At 38.3% G+C, this 20053-nt stretch carries 14 protein-coding genes; 6 read left to right on the forward strand and 8 right to left on the reverse strand.

Annotated features, from left to right (window positions below; genetic code table 11):
- Positions 1-3: 3 nt before the first annotated feature.
- From FTV12_RS05000 to FTV12_RS05015, 4 genes are all read left to right on the forward strand, one after another.
- Positions 4-1260, forward strand: coding sequence for a UDP-glucose/GDP-mannose dehydrogenase family protein (locus FTV12_RS05000; protein WP_180033621.1), 1257 nt, complete (start codon positions 4-6; stop codon positions 1258-1260).
- Entirely contained in the window at positions 1260-2933 is a 1674-nt protein-coding gene (gene pgi, locus FTV12_RS05005; protein WP_180033622.1) for a glucose-6-phosphate isomerase, read from the forward strand. Before FTV12_RS05000 ends, pgi begins: the two co-directional genes overlap by 1 nt.
- The gene (galE, locus tag FTV12_RS05010; RefSeq protein ID WP_180033623.1) at positions 2926-3939 is read left to right on the forward strand and encodes a UDP-glucose 4-epimerase GalE; all 1014 of its coding nucleotides are present in this window, start codon (positions 2926-2928) and stop codon (positions 3937-3939) included. The genes pgi and galE overlap by 8 nt, the downstream gene beginning before the upstream one ends.
- Before the next feature lie 187 nt (positions 3940-4126).
- A complete protein-coding gene (locus FTV12_RS05015; protein ID WP_373687221.1) occupies positions 4127-5590 on the forward strand; it encodes a capsule assembly Wzi family protein in 1464 nt (487 codons plus the stop codon).
- A gap of 51 nt (positions 5591-5641) precedes the next feature.
- On the opposite strand, the gene FTV12_RS05020 is transcribed toward FTV12_RS05015, so the two are convergent.
- The 6 genes from FTV12_RS05020 to FTV12_RS05045 form a co-directional block, all read right to left on the reverse strand.
- Complete coding sequence (locus tag FTV12_RS05020; protein ID WP_180033624.1) at positions 5642-7012, reverse strand: phosphomannomutase CpsG; 1371 nt, start codon at positions 7010-7012, stop codon at positions 5642-5644.
- A 252-nt stretch (positions 7013-7264) separates the two neighbouring features.
- Positions 7265-8737, reverse strand: coding sequence for a Tn7-like element transposition protein TnsE (locus FTV12_RS05025; RefSeq protein WP_257220874.1), 1473 nt, complete (start codon positions 8735-8737; stop codon positions 7265-7267).
- 158 nt (positions 8738-8895) lie between these two features.
- Positions 8896-10449: a TnsD family Tn7-like transposition protein gene (locus FTV12_RS05030; RefSeq protein ID WP_180033626.1), complete on the reverse strand. Its 1554-nt coding sequence runs from the start codon at positions 10447-10449 to the stop codon at positions 8896-8898.
- A gap of 25 nt (positions 10450-10474) precedes the next feature.
- Positions 10475-12157, reverse strand: coding sequence for an AAA family ATPase (locus tag FTV12_RS05035; protein WP_180033627.1), 1683 nt, complete (start codon positions 12155-12157; stop codon positions 10475-10477).
- Positions 12154-14274: a Mu transposase C-terminal domain-containing protein gene (locus tag FTV12_RS05040; protein WP_180033628.1), complete on the reverse strand. Its 2121-nt coding sequence runs from the start codon at positions 14272-14274 to the stop codon at positions 12154-12156. The genes FTV12_RS05035 and FTV12_RS05040 overlap by 4 nt, the downstream gene beginning before the upstream one ends.
- Positions 14261-15064 (reverse strand): TnsA endonuclease C-terminal domain-containing protein, encoded by an 804-nt coding sequence (locus FTV12_RS05045; RefSeq protein ID WP_180003570.1) that lies wholly within the window; start codon positions 15062-15064, stop codon positions 14261-14263. Before FTV12_RS05045 ends, FTV12_RS05040 begins: the two co-directional genes overlap by 14 nt.
- 429 nt (positions 15065-15493) lie before the next feature.
- Here FTV12_RS05045 and FTV12_RS05050 point away from each other — a divergent pair, with 429 nt between their 5' ends.
- Both FTV12_RS05050 and FTV12_RS05055 read left to right on the forward strand, forming a co-directional pair.
- A complete protein-coding gene (locus FTV12_RS05050; protein WP_180003568.1) occupies positions 15494-15760 on the forward strand; it encodes a DUF1778 domain-containing protein in 267 nt (88 codons plus the stop codon).
- Positions 15750-16235 carry a GNAT family N-acetyltransferase gene (locus tag FTV12_RS05055; RefSeq protein WP_180003567.1) on the forward strand — a complete coding sequence of 162 codons (486 nt, stop codon included), beginning with the start codon at positions 15750-15752 and terminating at the stop codon, positions 16233-16235. The genes FTV12_RS05050 and FTV12_RS05055 overlap by 11 nt, the downstream gene beginning before the upstream one ends.
- Positions 16236-16830: 595 nt before the next feature.
- On the opposite strand, the gene glmS is transcribed toward FTV12_RS05055, so the two are convergent.
- Both glmS and glmU read right to left on the reverse strand, forming a co-directional pair.
- Positions 16831-18669, reverse strand: coding sequence for a glutamine--fructose-6-phosphate transaminase (isomerizing) (glmS, locus tag FTV12_RS05060; protein ID WP_180011571.1), 1839 nt, complete (start codon positions 18667-18669; stop codon positions 16831-16833).
- Between the two features lie 12 nt (positions 18670-18681).
- Entirely contained in the window at positions 18682-20046 is a 1365-nt protein-coding gene (gene glmU / locus FTV12_RS05065) for a bifunctional UDP-N-acetylglucosamine diphosphorylase/glucosamine-1-phosphate N-acetyltransferase GlmU (RefSeq protein WP_180033629.1), read from the reverse strand.
- Between the last annotated feature and the right edge of the window lie 7 nt (positions 20047-20053).

Raw genomic sequence — 20053 nt, forward strand, 5'->3', positions numbered from 1 at the left:
TTGATGAAAGTTGCAGTCTTTGGACAAACCCTTTATGCAGGTGTGTTGGCAGCATTGTTGGCTGAGTGTGGGCATCACATATTTTGGTGCAAGGTCTTTAAAAAACCAATCTCTGAACAAACTTATGCACTAGATGATGCAGTAAAGCATTTATTGGATAGGCAGCAAGAAAAAGGTTTTTTAAATTACTGCAATTTTGATCAAATTCCATTTGATATTGATGCGTATTTTTTCAGTTTTCTACCAACAGAAGAAACTCAGGGTGTTGAAATTTTAAAACAATTAAAATTGCGCCCAATCATCCATCCAAAACTAATGATTAATGCTTCTACCTTGGGTCTACACGGCACGGATAAATTTCAAGATCATATGCCTCATGATCAGTGGGTTTATTTACCGGATATGATCCAAGAAGGTAATGCACTATCCAGTATGGCTCAGGCAGAGCCACTCATTGTGGGGTGTAGTGATGAGAAAACTCAAATCAAAATAAAGGAATTACTGCGGCCTTTATTCCCAAGAGAGAATCAATATCTGTTCATGCCTGTCTTAGATGCTGAGTTCACAAAACTGAGTATTTCCGGTATGTTGGCAACGCGAATTAGTTATATTAATGACCTTGCTGTTGTTGCAGAAAAGCTTGGCATTGATATCGAATATGTCCGTCAAGGGATGGCTGCAGATAGTCGAATTGGTGGATCGTATTTGTCGCCTGGCGCGGGTTTTGGTGGGGAAAATTTTTCCCATGACATTCAGACTTTAACGCATACAGTATTGGGTACCGGTGCCAATAGCCAATTGTTGGCACAAGTTTGGGACATTAACGAGCAGCAAAAAGAAATTTTGTTCCGAAAATTGTGGAATTACTATCAAGGTAACTTAGCAGGGAAAACTGTTGCGATTTGGGGCGCTGCCTTTAAGGAAAATACCGGCCGTGTTCAACAATCGCCGATTCATGCCATGTTAAAGGCCCTTTGGGCACAGGGTGTAATTGTTAAATTACATGATCCTCAAGCCTTGCCTGAAATCGAAAAAGAATATGGACAACGTGCAGATCTAATCTTTTGCAAGGACCAGTACGAAGCGACTCAAGATGCACATGCATTGTGCCTACTGACGGGGTGGAAGCAATATTGGAGCCCAGATTATCCTCAGTTGCTTAAAATTATGCAGCATCCACTAATTTTGGATGGTCGAAATATTTATGATCCTGCCTATGTCAAATCACAAGGCTTTGCTTATATGGGGGTAGGACGCTAATGGTTGCACCAATTTATCCTTATTCTATTGAAAACTTAGATGCTGTAATTTCAGGCTTGAATGAGTTAAAAGTAGAATTTAATTCAAAGCACTTAACACAACTATTCGCTGAAGATCCGCAACGATTTGATCGATTCAGCGTGTCTTTAGCACCGATTTTATTTGATTTTAGTAAGCATCGTATTAATCAAAAAGTATTGCAGCACTTAGTACAGTGGGCAGATGCGCAACATTTAAAATCGTGGATTAAACGATTATTTTCATCTGAAAGTATTAATTATACTGAACAACGTTCAGCTATGCATTGGGCGCTGCGTTTACCGCAAGATACTCAGCAGCATGCAGATGTTGCAGCGTTGGTACATATCCAACTTGAACGTATGTATGCTTTGGTGGATAAAATCCATGCTGGGCAATGTCGTGGTGCCACAGGTGAAGTCATACAAAATGTGGTGAATATTGGCGTGGGTGGTTCAGATTTAGGTCCGTTGATGGTTAGTCATGCCTTATCTGATTTTAAAAAAACCACTGAAAAGCCTTTAAATATTCATTTTGTCTCAACCATTGATGGGACCCAGCTTTCAGACTTATTACATCAGTTACGTCCAGAAACAACGTTATTTGTGATTTCATCCAAATCTTTTGGCACCATTGATACATTATCCAATGCGCAAACAGCTCGAGTTTGGTTGGAAAAGGCTTTGGGGCAAGAACCTCAAATTTTGAAACATCATTTTATTGGGGTATCGACTAAGCCTGAAAAAATGACTGCTTGGGGCATTGCTGCTGAAAACCAATTCTTATTATGGGATTGGGTTGGTGGTCGTTATTCATTGTGGTCTTGCATTGGTTTGCCCATTGCCCTCACCATTGGCGTAGACGGATTTAAGCAATTTTTAGCGGGTGCGCATGCGATTGATCAGCATTTTCAAAATGCGCCTTTTGAAAAAAATATTCCTGTGCTGATGGGCCTGTTAGGGGCTTGGAATAATAATTTTTTAGATATACAGACCCATGCTGTCTTACCTTATGATGGTCGCTTAAAGTATTTTGCTGCCTATTTACAACAGCTTGAAATGGAGTCGAATGGTAAATCGATCCAACGTAATGATCAAAAGGTACAATGGGATACCTGCCCGATTATTTGGGGGGAAGTTGGACCGAATGCGCAACATGCCTTCTATCAGTTGTTACATCAAGGTACACAATCTATTAGTAGTGATTTTATCGCTCCAGTACAACGCTATAACGCACAGCAATTTACCTATGTAGACAATGCCGAGTCCTTAATTGAACAACATCATTTAGCACTCTCAAACTGTTTGGCACAGTCTCGGCTTTTGGCTTTTGGTAATCAAGCTTTAGATCCAAAAGAAGTAGCAACATTAGAAAGCTATAAGCAATACGAAGGCAACCAGCCAAGTACTACGATACTGTTACAGGAACTTAATCCATATAGTCTAGGTATATTGATTGCAATGTATGAACATAAAGTCTTTGTTCAGTCTGTACTATGGAATATTAATCCCTTTGATCAATGGGGTGTAGAAAAAGGCAAAGAAATTGCCAATCAGCTGCTGCCTATTTTGAATGGCGAACAGAGTGATTTATCGGGTCTCGATGCATCAACACAAGGGCTCATCAATATTTTAATGGGAAAGGAAAATGTCTAAAGTATTAGTGACAGGTGGTGCAGGCTTCATAGGTTCACATACTTGTTTGGAACTTTTAAACGCAGGTCATGAGGTAGTTATACTCGATAACTTATCGAATAGTTCAGCAGAATCTTTAAAACGTGTACAAGCATTAAGCTCTAAAACATTAGACTTTATTGAAGGTGATATTTTAGATCAACAGATTTTAGATCAGATTTTTAACAGCCATAACATTGATGCTGTTATTCATTTTGCCGGTCTAAAAGCTGTGGGTGAAAGCCAAGAATTTCCACTGAAGTATTTTGAAAATAATATTTCAGGCTCGATTAGCTTGGTCAAAGCAATGGAGCGTGCAGAAGTCTTTAATCTAGTCTTCAGCTCATCTGCAACCGTTTATGACGAAGCCAATGTTTCACCCTTAAATGAAACGATGCCAACAGGTATGCCAAGCAATAACTATGGTTATACCAAGCTGATTGTCGAGCAGTTATTAGAAAAGATGGCATTATCAGATACGCGTTGGTCCATTGCCTTATTACGTTATTTCAATCCAGTTGGTGCTCATAAAAGTGGTCAAATTGGTGAAGATCCGCAAGGGATTCCAAATAATTTAATGCCTTATGTAACCCAAGTTGCGGTAGGGCGACGTGAAAAACTGTCTATTTTTGGCAATGATTACGAGACTGTGGACGGCACGGGTGTTCGTGATTATATCCATGTTGTCGATTTAGCGAATGCACATTTGTGTGCTCTAAATAATCGGCTAAATGCACAGGGCTGCCGTGCATGGAATATTGGCACAGGGAATGGTTGTTCTGTACTTGAAATTGCCACGACATTTGAAAAAGTAAATGATATTCAAATTCCTTTTGAATTTGCACCACGTCGTGCTGGAGATGTTGCGACATCATTTGCGGATAATACCCGTGCTGTAGCAGAGTTAGGTTGGCAACCACAGTTTGGCTTAGCTGATATGCTGTTAGATAGTTGGAACTGGCAAAAGAAAAATCCGAATGGCTTTTAAAGTATCAGTTTAATAAAGCTTAAAATTACAGATAGAACATAAGCGAATAAGAGCAGGATGATTCAGTTGATTATCTTGCTTATTCATCAATTTCTTTCGTGTATCAATTCTGCAAATATTAATATACATATGCTTTAAAAATGAAAAATATCGTTATGATATTCTACAAAATAGCTAGGATTTTAAAATGTTGATGAAAGATAAATATTTAAAATTAATGTCTTTGGCTGTTTTGTCAGCTTTTTCATTACCTGCCATGGCGCAAGGGATTATCTTAAATAATGAAGATTTACGTACAGATCTCAATTGGCTGAATCAACAAGGTGTGATTCAGATTAGTACATCAACCTGGCCATTGAGTAGTGAAGAAATACAACGAGCTTTATCGAATGCTCAAATTGAAAATTCAGTTCAACGAAAAGTAATCGATCAGGTTCGTAGTCATTTAGAAACAGAAAATGCACCTGTCAAACTCACATTATTTGCCGAAACTGATCCACAAAATATCCCACAAAAATTTGCCGATGAGCAAAAGTCACAATATCAAGCAGCTCTTGAGTTAAATGCTGGTGGTGCACAATGGGATGCACGACTGCGTGTGAATGCAGAAAAAGACCCAATTATTGATCATGGGCAAGATGTGAATGTGGAAGGTTCCTATATTGCAGGAAAATTGTGGAATCAGTGGTTGATTGCAGGTCAAATTCCAACTTATTGGGGACCTGGACATGATGGTAGCTTAATCCGAGGTGATGCGAGTCGCCCTGTATATGGCTTTACCATGCAAAGAGCAGATCAAAAAGCCTTTGAAACTAAATGGCTATCTTGGATTGGACCTTGGCAATATCAAGCTTTTGCTGGCCGATTAGATGACTATAAAGCTGTTCCTGATACGAATCTATTAGGTCTACGATTGACCGCGCAACCTTTACCTTATCTTGAGCTTGGTGCGTCAAGAACTTTTCAAATTGATGGTCAGGGGCAACCTGATAGCTTAAAAGCTTATTGGAATGCCTTTATTGGAAAAGATAATGGATGTGATGATGGTGTTTGTGCTGGTGAGAATAATGCATCGAATCAAATTGCAGGATTCGATGCACGTTTAAATCTGAATCACTTCACTGGCATCCCGATGAGTATCTATGGTCAATATGTAGGTGAGGATGAAGCAGGACTTCTACCTGCAAAAAAAATGTATTTGGCTGGCGTAGATTATTCTTCTCAATTGAATAACATGCCTTATCAAATTTATGCGGAGTGGGCAGATACGCGAACCAATGGTGATGCGCTCGGTATTTCTTATGATCATCATATTTATACAAATGGTTATTACCAACACGGTTTCCCGTTAGGGCATGCCATGGGTGGAGATGGTCAAATGTATAGCATCGGTGGGGATATTCGTTTTGATGCAATGAATCGTCTAAATGGACGTGCTTTTGTTGCCAAGGTAAATCAGTCAAATGAAAGTATTAATCATGCTTTTCCGGTAAGTGATGAGCTCAAAGGCATTGATTTAACATGGACACATCAACTACGCCGCGATATACCATTAAAATTGAGTGGTTGGATTGCAGATTCAGATCGTAATGGCAAAGATAGTGGTATTTCAGTCGGCTTGGAGTTGCCTTTGGATCGATCTTTGTTCTGATCTAAAGCAAATTGATAAAATGCCGAATAAGATATTATTCGGCATTTTTTATTATCCCAGAATAATTCGGCTAAGTTCATCTACATAGTTTTGCATCGGCATAGCATTTTGATCTGCACGGCTTTCAATATTAAGACGCAATAATGGCTCGGTATTGGATGCACGGACATTGAAGCGCCAAGCCCCAAAATCTAAACTCACACCATCTGTATAATCAATTACTGGATTTTGATTGGCGTAATGATCAAAGATCTTTTGAATGGTGGCTTGGGTATCAGCGACTTTAAAGTTAATTTCACCCGAGCAGGGGAATTTGGCAATCATATCTTCAACCAGTGAAGAAAGTGTTTGTTGTGTTTCTGAAAGTACAGAAACAGCCAGTAACCATGGAATCATGCCGCTGTCACAATAAGAAAAATCACGGAAATAATGATGCGCTGACATCTCACCGCCATACACAGCATTATGCTCACGCATTTTTTCTTTAATATAGGAATGACCCGATTTAGATTGAATCGCTTGGCCTTGATATTGCTCAATCACATTACAGGTATTCCAAACCAGACGTGGATCATGCACAATTTTTTCGCCTGATTGTTTGAGTAAGAAGGCTTGGGCTAGTAAGCCAACAATATAATAACCTTCAATAAATTGACCTTTTTCATCAAAAAGGAAACAACGGTCAAAGTCGCCATCCCAAGCAATACCCATATCTGCGCCATGCTCAAGTACAGCATTGCGCGTACTATCACGATTTTCAACTAAAATTGGGTTGGGGATGCCATTTGGAAATGTGCCATCGGCTTCATGATGAATCTTGATAAATTCAATAGGCACATTCAGTGCTTTAAACTTTGCTTCAATCGCATCAATGACATGACCTGCGGCACCATTGCCGGCATTCACAACCAGTTTAAGCGGACGGATTTTTGTCGGATTGATGTAGGTCATCAGATGAGCGATGAATTCAGGCAAAATATTATAGGATTGAATTTTTCCTTTTTGAGCGACATCTACAAAATCCCCTGATTCTGCTAAAGCTTGAATTTCTTTTAATCCTGAATCTGCACCAATTGGTCGTGCATTTTCACGGACTAATTTCATTCCGTTATAATCCATTGGATTATGACTTGCCGTGATTTCAATACCACCTTGAACATCGAGATGGAAAGCACCGAAATAGACTTCTTCAGTGCCTGTCATCCCTAAATCTAAAACATTAACACCGGCATCATTTAAACCACGAATGGTCGCTTGTTTTAGGTCTTCGCTGCTCAGGCGAATATCACAGCCGACGACAATAGTTTTAGGCTGATAGATTTGTCCATAAGCACGCCCCACTTTGTATGCAATGTCTTCATTGAGTTCTGTACCAAGCTTGCCACGAATATCGTAGGCTTTAAAACAGGTGAGTTTTGTCATTTAAATTCTCGAAATCATTCCTGAACAGTGGAGAAAAATATCATTATAGATCGAAAATAGCTCCTGTCAGTGAAGTTGCTATTTAACTTTATGATCTCCTGTACGAATGTTAAAACTAATGAGTTTAGGGAGCTGAAGTTAAAGAAGTTTTTTCAATTTAACGTTGAGAACTCTTTCATCAAAGATTCTCTTATATTCATTAGAGTTATATAGCGGTGTAAATTGACTAGCATTCATTTTCACCACCCCAATTTACAGCAATTGTACCTTTTGTAAAATTCTTTCAGCCCAATCGGCGTAATAATTTACCTCTTCAACCTGTTGCTTTTTTGAAGGATGATTGATTGTCGTAAAGGCAGTAATACCTCTTATTTCAGAGAGAAATTTTTTAGGCCAACTGAGTGATTGAGAAAGTATGGAGTTGTTTAATTTGTTCAAATCTGTCCCGATTAATAATTTAGTGTTTTTTTCATATCGGAGTAATAATGTAGATATGTTCTTTTTACCATCTGAGTTATCAATTTCACATAGATAAAATTGTTCATTATCTTTTGTATGTTTAGTCGTCTTTTTATATACATAATAGACATAAAAATATCGTGATTGCGTGCTATTGGAAAACTTGTGCCCTCTGTAAGGCTTATATTGGTTAAAAGGAGCATTCCTAATTTCTTGAACTTCGTATCCTTTTTTCTTAATTTGATCCAGAAGTTTAATTAAATCTTGATGAGTGACACTTTCTAAGGGAATTTCTGATTCTGTTGTGCATCCTGGCAGCGTACCTTCTATATCTCCTTCGCCACCAGCGAATCCTTCTTCTTGATTTGGATTTTTATCCATTTGCTTTTGTCTTTTTCGGACTGTACTTTCAGTAGGGGGGGTCTCTAATGAAATTTTTAAGTCTTCTATTGTATAAATTTCTCCAGGTAGGTTTCTTAGCTTAACCAACGGTTGATCGATATCTGCATCCGCATTTTGATGAAGTTTCTTTATGGGCGGATTCGTTGGTTTTGTTTTTTTTGAATTTTGATCTTCAGCATTTTTGACCTGCTGTATTATTTTTTTTGATGTGAAATGAAAGTGAATAGGGCGGTTGATAGTTGTATCAAGATTTCTGAAAGAAAAGATACGTTCAATTCTGTAAATGCCTTTTTCTTTATCAAAAATTCCACCCACTGTTAAATCTATATTTTTGATATCAGGAGCTTCCATGTCAAAATTAAAAAATTTAGCGCCTTTTTGATCCAGAATTGTTTTCTGATAAATACTAAGGAAAGCCTTATTTAAGTCGGGTTGTAATAAAATTAAAGCGAACTTCTTTAAAAAATGAGGATCAGAGATATCTGCGTTCAAAATTTTTTTGTTTTTTGCGATAGTGATATGGATAGCTTTTTCATCATCCATATCGACTACAATATCTGTTGAATAGTTTTCCGCAAAAAGTGCTGCACGTAAAAGATAAGGATGTGAAAAGAATAGATCTCGAGCAAGAGTGAGTTTCGGTATTTGAATAATAATATTTTTATTTAATACTTTTGAGTAGTAATCAAACTCAAAACAGATCCGACCTCGATGCATTTTTGGAAGCTCATCCTCAGATAGAGTGATAGTTTTGAATGCTGTGAAATTTACACTTTCAAGTTGATGAGAAAATAATTTCTTTGGCTTGGATTTAGATTTGATATTTGGCTCTGGATTCACAATTGGAGCCTGGTAGTCAAACATAAGAATACTCTCAATTGGCAATTTAAGCTGAATATGACGTTTAATATTCGGATTAGACAAGTGAGTATTAATATCGAATCGAGTTTGGCCACGTCGACTAATTTCTGTTGCAACGTAATAAATCAAATTCTTCGGTAAATCGTCGATTAGGCAATCGCTCATTGTTTTATTTCTCTCTCAATATGATTAAAAAATCTACGAGCTTCTGGCGTTAAGCGTTCAGGGCTTAATCCGGATAGTCGAAGAAAGACACTCGGTGGACAGAACTGATTTTCAGTGCGTTGACGAATAAATGTTCGCGTAAGACGTCGTATTTGATAACAACCTACAGACTCGGCGTAACGATCTAGAAAGGCGGCTGTAAATGGGAGAAACTGCCAGTTTTTTTCAATCATACTCACCGAACCAAGCAGCTTAATAAAAAACTTTTTTGTCCATTGTGGGGAGTCGAGATCTTCTAATAATTGATCCCGGATTTTGATGAGTTGTTTAATAAACTGTCGATCTCTCTTTTTCCAATCTACACGGGTCTTGGTAATAGCAGAAGGCAATATCACAGCAGATTGATTTGTCAGTAATAGCCAGTCCTTATGATTGCGATATAAACGAGCATAAAGTGCCGGGTCACACTGACGCGCCTGCTTAGCAGAATTTTTCTGAATTAATTTTGTCCATTGTTTTTGATCTTCAGATAAAATCTTATCTACTTTATTATTAACCCATATAGGTGGAGCTTCGTCCGCTTGATCCAAGTCGGTTAGTTCGATTGATGCTTGGCGAATATATTGCTCATATATATCAATCGGTTTTCGCTCTGGAACAAGAGCTTTTAATACTATGAAATGTTCAAGATAAGAAAATGCTTTACGATGTTTTCTGCATATATTCTTGAGCCAGCAGTTCTCAGATAGTAGATCACCTAAGTGATAGTATTGAAGAAAACTTTCACCCCAATAATCGACGACAAGCTGACGAACTTTTTCATAGTTGATATTTTTGTGACCTAACAGTAAATCACTGTCTTTTAAGAGATTGAAATAGGCATTCGATAACATCGGAAAATTTCGCACACTAATGTGGGGGGAATGACTGAGTAATTCTTCGATTAATTCTGCAAGTTCGATATGGCGATCTAAGTCATGTGCATTAATTATAAGTTGTGAAGAATGCTGAAGAGCATTTAAATGAGCAGCATAAAATTTTCGGTCTAGTCCATTACATGGGATCGAGCTTATAAAAAGGGCAGACTTATGTTTTGTACAATATTCATATCCTGTAATCTGCCAGCTGCGTTTCCAGTAAACTTCACCATATTGCTCGATCTGTTCTTGCCAGCAATGCGGGCAAAATCGAAAAAAACTCACTGCTTTGATCAGCGATGCATTTTTCCCTAATTTAGTATGCAAGGGATAGTGTTTCTCACTCCGTAATGCCTCCACTGCATAATGCATTACTGTATCAGTCTGAAATGGTAGATAAATGGGTAATAGAGTGTGCTGGCTGATCAAAGTAAGCGCATTATATTGGTCTGGTAAATAACTGGCCAAAGTATCTATATGCGAAGGTAAATCGTAAGTCGGAGTTAGGTTCCTATTTTTGAATAATTCTTCAGTAAGGTATTTGGGACTTAAAATTCCATTGTGAATGGCATAACGTGCAATCACACTGTAAATTAACTCATCTGGATATGGTGTTGGAAAATTTGAAATCATAATACCCCTACTCTCTATTTTTTACTTAATGCAAAACCGGACAGGTAGGATCAAACAAATAGTGAGATGATTTTAATAATTCATAAACATCTACTTCCTGTTCTTGTGCTTGACTGAAAAAATTCCGTAAGTCATTGGCTTCAGTGCTCTTCCATTCTTCTGCTTTCATGACTTTGCGTGATGTTCTTGGTTTTCTTACCGAAGTTGTGGTCTGAGGCTGGTCCAATTTATCTTTTGCTACAGAGCCGTCTAATACTTCCAGAATATGCTGGAGTAGTACCTGTAAGTTCTCGTTTGGATATTTTTTTAATGCAGAAGTGACATGCAGATCTATTGTAGCAGCCGGGTGACCAAAGGCTGTCAGCATACCAATGAGGGTAGAATAATGCGGTCCTAAATCTTTATGCTGTTTTTCCATTTTTAATTCAGATTTAAAACGTTGTTTTTCAACATATTCTTCAATTTGAACTTGAGGGATGGTTAGGTCAGAATACCGTGCAATACGTGCGGGATTGCCTGAACGCAGTGCATCTAAAATGTCGTGGACTGGCTGTAATTGTTCTTCATAGACCTTTTTAAATAATTCTGAGGTGATTTTTTCCAGGCCGATGGTGATGGCGTGAATTTGTACCAGACAGAACAGCTTAACCACTAAATCTGGAATGCCCTGCGTATAATAATACCAAGTGTTTCTTAATTCATCGGTCAGTTCAGCTGGTTGTTGAATCCATTGATATTGCCACAGCTTGTTGGTAAAGGCATACCATTCAGAAATGATCATTTGATCAGGGTCGCCAGGATCGGGAATAGGCGCTTCATTTCGCATAGGTTCCCAGATTAAAGAGCCTAATCCTGCACTGCGTCTAGCTGACCTTAAGTCTTCTTGCAGGATTTCATTCGCTTTAGGTGTCCCAATCATCACGATAGGGATCGATGCCACATTCACCAGCGTGACAAAGAAATTAAGAATGATCTCAGCCCCGCCAGATTTTTTTGTATTCAAATGCTGGATTTCATCAATGATCAGAAGTCCAATAGAATAATTATTTGCGATAATTTTCATCTGTTGCAGCATTGCATTCACATTTAAGCGGCTTCTGGTGAAACGATGCTCAAAGTTAGTATCTCCTAATGCTAAATCTACTGCTCTAAAAAAGTTTGAACATAAGTTTTTTAAAGAGCTGTCATGCGGGCAATCAATTTTAAGGAAAACAATTTGTTTTAATCCTAGCTCTTTATGCTCAATCACTTGCGGGTAATAACGCAAAATCTTGTTCATCGTCGTTGTTTTGCCGCTTCCTGAGCATCCTATAATTGACATGCTGGTCGCAGTTGATTCTGGAGGTGCATATCGGTAAGAACTTTCATTTGATGGTTCAAGTTGTTGAAAAGCGGCGTGTAAATGCCTTTGTCTATCACCATTATTGATGTTTCTACTCACATAACCTTGCCGGATCATGATAGAAATTTTTTGTTCCAGTGATAGATGTTTGGTCAGTGGTTGAAAAAAATCATGAGGCAGCTGAGCAATCAGATGGATTCTTTCTGGTTGGGGTAAGAAACGTTGTTCTGGAATAAATTTCAGTTTTCCCCGTAGGTGTTTAATGACTGACTTTGTATCAAGGATAGGCGGTAATTGAGTAATGAGAGGATTATCCCCATAGATGTCTTGTATCGATGTATTAACTACTATTTCATTATTATTCATTCTTCATCGTCCTCTTCAAATAATTGTCTCATTAAGTCTGGTTGACTGGTTAAATCCAGATTGCTGCTGTCAGATTGGGATATTTGAGAATTGTCTTGGTTGGGATTGATAGTCTGGATAGAATTGCTGGGTCTGTTCTGGAGATGTTCCGCACGTTCCACTTGGATAGCTTCTTGTTTATTCTGACGGATATCCCGAGTACGTTGTGCTTTAGAAAGTTGGTGTACTCCTACTTGAGCCTGCCGACTCTGTGCTGCATGAATGATTTTGTCAGTAAAATCCTGCAATTCACTGATGGCTACAGACTTTAGTTGCGAATGCTGTTTTTCAACAGTTTTGATCGCTTTTTGAATTTGTTCAGCTTCCCACCAGGTCAGATGCTGATATTGACGTGAGGCATCACTTAAGTGGGCTTCCCAGTATTCCAATTTATTTTCATCAAAGAAAACATAAATGGTATTTACTGAGTATGGGTCAAAACCAATCCGCAACTTTTTCGGGCGGGATTTGGTCGTGTTACGAATAAACCAGCCTTGTTGATGCATTTCCAAACATTGATAGACTAATCCTTTGACTTTAAGTCCTTTATCACTTAAGGATGCATCGATCCTAGGTAGCAAGCCAACATATAGTGATTTGTTATCCACTTGTCTCAACATCCCAGTACGGTGCTGTAGACCCCACTGCCAGAGCTTAAGGGGGGTAGAAGGCAGGTCAGTCGGCATATCGGCACTACGATCGTATTTCGTCAAAATATCAAAATTATTGCGTAACAAGACGCAGCTTAAGATGATTTTTCTGAACTCTTCCAGAGTTAGACAAGCTTCTAGTCGATAATCATGTCCGCCTTTCTTTTTTTCCTTGAATCCAGAAACAACACCAATATTCTCGTAGGATTTAAAGCGTGACTGAATGATTCCAAAAGCCCTCTCCACAATACCTTTGGCATCGCTTCGATACGGTGGCGCATTTTCAATACGAACAGAAAAGTTTTTTTCAAGAAGTTCAATTTGATAGCCAATTAGTTCACCGCGGTCTGCAAGTATGGCACCAGGTAAACCATAAATAGGCCAGTCTTCTGGTTGTATTTGCAAGCCATAACTCTGACAGAATGTCACTTTATCTTGGATTGCAACGCTGAGGCATTGTATAGCTGTGTTAAATGAACTGTTTTCCATACCGACATAAAGTCCAGTAATCATCCTGCTGAATACATCGATAACAATATATACGGTAGGTCGGCCAATAATCTGTGATGGATCTCGTGATGATACTAGATAGATGTCAGCGACTGTTGAATCTATCTCATAACGTGCACCAGGACCATTTGCTTGCTTGGTCGCTGTTGAAGTCAGAGGTTTGTGATCTTTCAGGGTTTTCTGATTCTTCAGAATTTCCTTGGAATTGTTCTTATTTCTATATCGCGTATTATAAAAGTAGTAGAATTGAGCATACGTTGGAATATCTCCAGCTTGCACTTGATGAAAGTGCTTGGAAAATAAATTTTTAAACCGAAGATAAGTTTCGTTAATGGATTGTTTTTTGACAGGAACTAAATACTCTTCGATGGCTTTCTTAAAATATAATTCAACCTGTTCAGTAACATTCTTACCTTCATTTGATTCATAGATGCGTGGTCTGCCAATTTTTTTATCACCTATCGTTCTTTTTTGGCCTTTTCCACCTGAGTTTTCATAGTCCGGTACCAAAGCATTTATCGTTTGACCACGCTGCCAGTAGCGTCTTAGGAGTCGTAGAATTTTATTAATTGATACTTCTTTCTCTAGATGTAGAGTTTTAATTTTTGCAGTCCTGATTTTTGCATTGATAAGAACTTGTTCATCATTAATTAAATCTTGAATAATTAAAAAGTTTTCATCTCTTTTTTTGAGTTGAATAGAATCTTCACTCAAGTTTAATCGTTTTAAGTATTCATAAGGATCTTGCGCTGGTATCAGGCTTTGATCATCTGAGAGAGTTTGAAGTTCCTTAGACAAAATGAGTTCAGGAAAAGCATTTTTATTATCAATCGCAATCCATACCGTATACTGCGGTAAGAATTTGAGTATTCGGTATTGTGTTGAATTCAAGATGTAAACTGAATTAATTAGTTGCATGGACTGTATTCTCATTCTGGAGCAAATTACTTGCATGAATATCAGAGAGTTTAAGCTCCAAGTACGAAATTTCTAGATTAAATTGAAGTATTCGCAGTGCAAATAATTTTCTAAACAATGCGAGCGTCGCTCCGATACCCATTTTTTGAGTTTGGTCAAAATGCTTACAAAATTGGATTAATGAGCTTTGAGGGTACTGGCTAATTTCTTCCATAAAATAAACTGCTAGATCGATCATGTGATTTGTTATTTCAAGGTCATTTTTTTCTACATACAACCATTTAATGTTCTCTAGTACCGTAGCAGGAATGTCTTTTTCAGTAATCAACTTGAACGGCGTATTGTGCTCTTCTTCCCAGTAGCGACGTTTAATTTCTAATGACTCAATAACATGAGCTTTATTCAGATCTTTGCTGTAAAGAGTGTCAAGGGCTATAGAAAACTTACCAAAATCAACTAAAAAATCTGAAGATAGGGTAAAAGGTATATAGTCAATCGACACTTTTTTCATTCGGAAACGAGAACAGATGGAGTTAAGATCATAGATATCCAAAGGATAATGCTCGCGAATATCTGTAACGTTCTGATTCCAGTCAAGCAGTAAAAAGGTAGATAGCTCTAGATCAGAAAATAAGTGATGAAGACGTTTACTGACACGGCCTTGTACTCTGTGAGAGCGACCAATTGAACTGAAGTTTTGAACAGTTTTACAAGGTTTATAATCGCGTCCATGGCCCTGGCCATACCCTTCTGTTACTAGTTCTTCATAGTTTTTTATAATTTTTGCCATACAGAAGACCTGTGGGTTTTGGTGGATAATTAATCATATCTGAAGCGGGTTAATTTTGTATTTAGCAAAAACATACAAACTTAAATATATTTATATACAAACAAAATTTTATAATTTTTATTTAATTATTTATTTAATTCAGCAACTTAATAATTAATATGGTATTTTAATACTCAATTAATGAGTTTAAAAAAACGTTGATGATAGGCAAAAGTATTCAAATTACATCTTAGTAAACATCGTTGCATATTCTTATGTAAACCAATTGCATATTCAGACTCAAACCCGACCATTCATTCTGGTTCATAGTAAAATGCTTATTTTCTATTCCAAATATTTTAGAACAAAATATGTAAATTTGGATCTTAAAGTACTACCTTAATCTGCTATAATTTGTACATCATTATGATGTACAAATTGGTGGAAAATATGGCTAACTTAGCAACAGAACGAATCAATGTTCGTTCAACCGTAGATGCAAAGAATGTAATTGAGCAAGCTGCGAATTTATTGGGTCTTAGTGTGAGTTCCTTTATGATCCAATCCTCATTTGAACGAGCAAAAGAATTACTTAAATCTAATCACGAGTTAAAAGTAAATAATGCTGATCGTGATATGTTAATGAATTTGCTTGAAAATCCACGCCCTGCAAATGAAGAGATGAAAAATTTAATGAGTTTATTGGATGAAAATTGAGGTTTTACAAGCCCATCATCAGAAAAAATCATTTAATTGTGGGCAAGATGATTTAAATAAGTTCATAAAACAATACGCATCCCAACATCAGAAATCAGGAACAAGTAAAACCTATGTTGCTATTGATGATGCACAGGTGAGGGGATTTTATTGTCTATCAAGTACCTCTATAGGATTTGATGGGGTTGATGCTGTTCTCACTAAACGATTACCTCGTTATCCCTTACCTTGTGTGGTTGTGGGTCGCTTTGCCGTTGATCAAGCAGCACAGGGGCAAGGAGTTGGAAAAGTACTTTTAGCACATGCTCTTAAACAAGTTTCAAAAGTTGCTCAAATTATTGGCGTAAATTTTGTTGTAATACATGCTAAGGATCAAAAAGCTATGGAGTTTTATCAGCGGTTTGGCTTTATCTCATTAACATCAAATCCATTAACATTAATATATCCAGTGAATGAAATACCTCATTTTAAATAAGGTGGGCTGCTAGTAACAGGAATAGCTAATAGACTTATTCAGAGTTTGCACATAGTTCCTTATCCCTTATTTTGCTTTATGACCAAATACTGCGTCTAATTATGGTAATTTAATTAAGTTTGTTTTATTTTTTATCTTAAGTTGTTGATATATCTTATTCATTGTTTTTTATTTTTAAAATTAAGTTTGTATTAATATTTACTATCTTTAATTCTAGATGAAATTAAGTTTGCATAATATTCTTCCGCATTTAAAATGCGAATTCTTGCGCAGAAAGGCGAAGCATACTTTAAATAAAAATGAAATTTTTTCAAGGTGAGGTCAAAAAGGAATGCTTTTTGAATCTAGGGTGAGATTTTTATATATCTATCTAATTGAATATATTAGTAATAATTTTATATTTCTGGTTTGACTCTAATTTGAATTTAATTATATTAAAAACCCTGTAGACTTGGTGAAGAATCACTGGTTCTACAGGGTGGGGGGTTATTCGTTTACTTCATTAATATCCAAACTTAAATAATTAAATCTAAACTTAATTATTTGGTACAAACTTAATTATACGAACACACATATAACAGGTTAATTTTATGAATTATTCAACTGTTACTGATTTTGCCAGATTACGTGGCTGGTCAACATCAGTACCACGCAGGACTGCCACATGGTAAGACAGTAGCTGTACTGGAATACAATAAACAATTGGCGCTAAAACAGCGTTTACTTCAGGAATATGCACGACATGCTGGCGCTCTTTGGCTTTAATGCCACTATTTTCATCAGCGAAGACAAATAATTCACCACCACGTGCCTGAACTTCTTCCATATTGGATTTCAGTTTATCCAGCATGTCATCTTGCGGTGCCAGAATTACTACTGGCATATCATTATCTACTAAAGCCAATGGACCGTGCTTCAGCTCACCCGCCGCATAACCTTCTGCATGAATATAAGAAATTTCTTTCAACTTTAGTGCACCTTCCAGTGCGATCGGGAAGTGTGTACCACGGCCTAGGAACAGACAATGCTGTTTCTCTACAAAGAGTTCAGAGAGACGCAGAATTTCATCATCATGACTTAAAGTATCTAGCAGTACCTTAGGCATATGCCATAGTCCAGTCGTGATCTCAGTCATCTGTTCAGCTGAAATGGCATTTTTCACTGTACCGATTTTCAGTACCAGTAACATCAAAGCTGCGAGCTGGGTGGTAAAGGCTTTGGTCGAAGCCACACCAATTTCAGGACCCGCTAAAGTCAGCAGGCTGTAATCTGTTTCACGTACCATTGAAGAAGTTGCAACATTACAAATCGTCATCGTCGTAATATTTACACCTTTTGATGTAGCACGTTTTTGGGTATCACGCAGAGCAGCTAAGGTATCGGCTGTTTCACCTGACTGAGAAATACACACATAGAGTGTATTATTGACAATCACTGGCGTACGGTAGCGGAATTCACTGGCAATCTCGACCTGACAAGGCAGATCAATCAGCTGTTCAAACCAGTATTTGGCAATCATGCCGGCATGGTAACTGGTACCACAGGCAATAATCTGGATTTGCTGGATTGTTGAAAAATCCTGTTCAGCATTTACCAGAAAATCTTCACGCAAGGTATTGTCATTCAAGGCTTGTGAAATAGTCTGTTTTAGGGCTTCAGGTTGCTCATAGATTTCTTTGAGCATGTAGTGCTTATATTCACCCTTAGAAGCATTGCTCACGGTGGCATCCAGTTCTTTGACTGGGCGATCTACCAGTTGACCATCCACAAATACTTCAATGGTAGTACGGGTCAGACGTGCAATATCACCTTCTTCAAGATAGATAAAGCGATTCGTGATTGGTAATAAAGCCAATTGGTCAGAACTGATAAAGTTCTCGCCAATACCGACACCGATGACCAGTGGTGAACCTTCACGTACGGTAATCAGTTCATCTGGATGATCTGTATGTACGATCCCGAGCGCATAAGCACCTTTCAGCTGTGGTACGACCTGACGTACTGCTTCAAGCAGGCTAGGGGTAGATTTCAGTGCATCGTTGACCAGATGGGCAACCACTTCAGTATCAGTTTGTGAAGTGAATACATAGCCTAAAGCTTCAAGATCATCTTTCAGCTCCTGGTAGTTTTCAATAATCCCGTTATGAACCACAGCAACATTACCCGAAATATGGGGATGAGCATTGTTTTCAGTCGGTTTACCATGAGTTGCCCAGCGTGTATGCGCAATGCCTAATGAACCATTAATCTGTGATTCATTCACAGCTTGCTCAAGATTCGCGACTTTACCCACACGGCGCTCACGTAGCACCTGGCTATTATTGATTAAGGCCAGACCCGCAGAGTCATAGCCACGGTATTCAAGACGTTTTAGGCCTTCAATTAAGATATTGCTGATATTACGTTCCGCGATGCCACCGACGATACCACACATACTAACTTCCTCTTATTTCTTGATTTTTTGCGGACGCTGATAGTTTTCTTTGGCAAATTGCTTAGAACGTTCTACCGCTAAACTGTTCTCTGCCACATCACGGGTAATCGTTGAACCCGCTCCCACTGTCGCGCCATTACCGATCTGGACCGGTGCAACCAGAGAGCTGTTAGAACCAATAAAAGCATGATCCCCAATGATGGTCTTAAATTTGTTGGCACCGTCATAGTTGCAGGTAATCGTCCCTGCACCAATATTGGAACCGCTACCAACTTCAGCATCACCTAAGTAAGTGAAGTGATTCGCTTTGGAACCTAGACCAATACTAGAATTTTTCACTTCAACAAAGTTACCAATATGGACTTCAGCTGCCAGTTTTGCCCCTGGACGCAAGCGTGCAAATGGACCAATCTGTGCTTCTTCACCCACAATTGCCTGATCAAAGATGCTATATGGCTGAACTTTAGTACCTGCAGCAATCTTGGTATTTTTAATTACGCAGCCTGTACCAATTTCAACATTATCACCGAGTTCGCACTCACCTTCGATAATGACATTGATATCGATCCGCACATCTTTACCAACAGTGAGTTGACCACGTAAGTCAAAACGGCTTGGGTCAATCAGATGTACACCTTGCTGCATCAGCTGTTTAGCTTGATAAGCTTGGAACTGACGCTCTAAAGCAGCCAGTTGCACACGGTCATTAACGCCTTCCACTTCAAAAGCTAGCTCAGGTTCTACAGATGCAACACTCATACCATCTGCTAGTGCCATTGCCACGATATCAGTCAGGTAATATTCACCTTGGGCATTATCATTAGACAATTTTGGTAGCCATTCATGTAACTTGGTATTGCTGACCGCATAAATACCGGTATTAATTTCTTTAATTTGGCGCTGTTCTTCAGAAGCATCTTTATGTTCAACAATGGCTTGAATCTGACCATCTTTACGTACAATACGACCATAACCACTGGCATCTGCAAGCGTTAATGTTACTAGGCCAATGCCTTGCTCTTGAGTAGCATCGAGCAGATTCTGAAGCGTCTGCTGGCTAATACAAGGGACATCACCCGACAGGATTAGTGAAATACCATCTTTAGGCAAAACAGGTAGTGTCATTTGTACGGCATGACCGGTACCAAGCTGTTCGGCCTGTTCTACCCACTGGATATCCTGGTCTGCAAATGCGGACTGAACCTGCTCACCGCCATGACCATAAATGGTAATAATATTGTCTGCATTGAGTTTTTTTGCTGTGTCGACCACATGGCCGAGTAAAGGTCGTCCTGCAAGCGGTTGTAATACTTTCGGTAAGTTGGAACGCATACGGGTTCCTTTACCTGCAGCAAGAATAATCACAGTCGTAGACATGTTCTAA

The organism is Acinetobacter sp. YH12233 (assembly GCF_013417725.1).
GTDB lineage: Bacteria > Pseudomonadota > Gammaproteobacteria > Pseudomonadales > Moraxellaceae > Acinetobacter.

Excerpts from the sequence above, each read along its gene's own strand:
- FTV12_RS05000 (WP_180033621.1), top strand. The coding sequence starts at position 4 with ATGAAAGTTGCAGTCTTTGGACAAACCCTTTATGCAGGTGTGTTGGCA.
- pgi (WP_180033622.1), top strand. The coding sequence starts at position 1,260 with ATGGTTGCACCAATTTATCCTTATTCTATTGAAAACTTAGATGCTGTA.
- galE (WP_180033623.1), top strand. The coding sequence starts at position 2,926 with ATGTCTAAAGTATTAGTGACAGGTGGTGCAGGCTTCATAGGTTCACAT.
- FTV12_RS05015 (WP_373687221.1), top strand. The coding sequence starts at position 4,127 with ATGTTGATGAAAGATAAATATTTAAAATTAATGTCTTTGGCTGTTTTG.
- FTV12_RS05020 (WP_180033624.1), bottom strand. The coding sequence starts at position 7,012 with ATGACAAAACTCACCTGTTTTAAAGCCTACGATATTCGTGGCAAGCTT.
- FTV12_RS05025 (WP_257220874.1), bottom strand. The coding sequence starts at position 8,737 with ATGTTTGACTACCAGGCTCCAATTGTGAATCCAGAGCCAAATATCAAA.
- FTV12_RS05030 (WP_180033626.1), bottom strand. The coding sequence starts at position 10,449 with ATGATTTCAAATTTTCCAACACCATATCCAGATGAGTTAATTTACAGT.
- FTV12_RS05035 (WP_180033627.1), bottom strand. The coding sequence starts at position 12,157 with ATGAATAATAATGAAATAGTAGTTAATACATCGATACAAGACATCTAT.
- FTV12_RS05040 (WP_180033628.1), bottom strand. The coding sequence starts at position 14,274 with ATGCAACTAATTAATTCAGTTTACATCTTGAATTCAACACAATACCGA.
- FTV12_RS05045 (WP_180003570.1), bottom strand. The coding sequence starts at position 15,064 with ATGGCAAAAATTATAAAAAACTATGAAGAACTAGTAACAGAAGGGTAT.
- FTV12_RS05050 (WP_180003568.1), top strand. The coding sequence starts at position 15,494 with ATGGCTAACTTAGCAACAGAACGAATCAATGTTCGTTCAACCGTAGAT.
- FTV12_RS05055 (WP_180003567.1), top strand. The coding sequence starts at position 15,750 with ATGAAAATTGAGGTTTTACAAGCCCATCATCAGAAAAAATCATTTAAT.
- glmS (WP_180011571.1), bottom strand. The coding sequence starts at position 18,669 with ATGTGTGGTATCGTCGGTGGCATCGCGGAACGTAATATCAGCAATATC.
- glmU (WP_180033629.1), bottom strand. The coding sequence starts at position 20,046 with ATGTCTACGACTGTGATTATTCTTGCTGCAGGTAAAGGAACCCGTATG.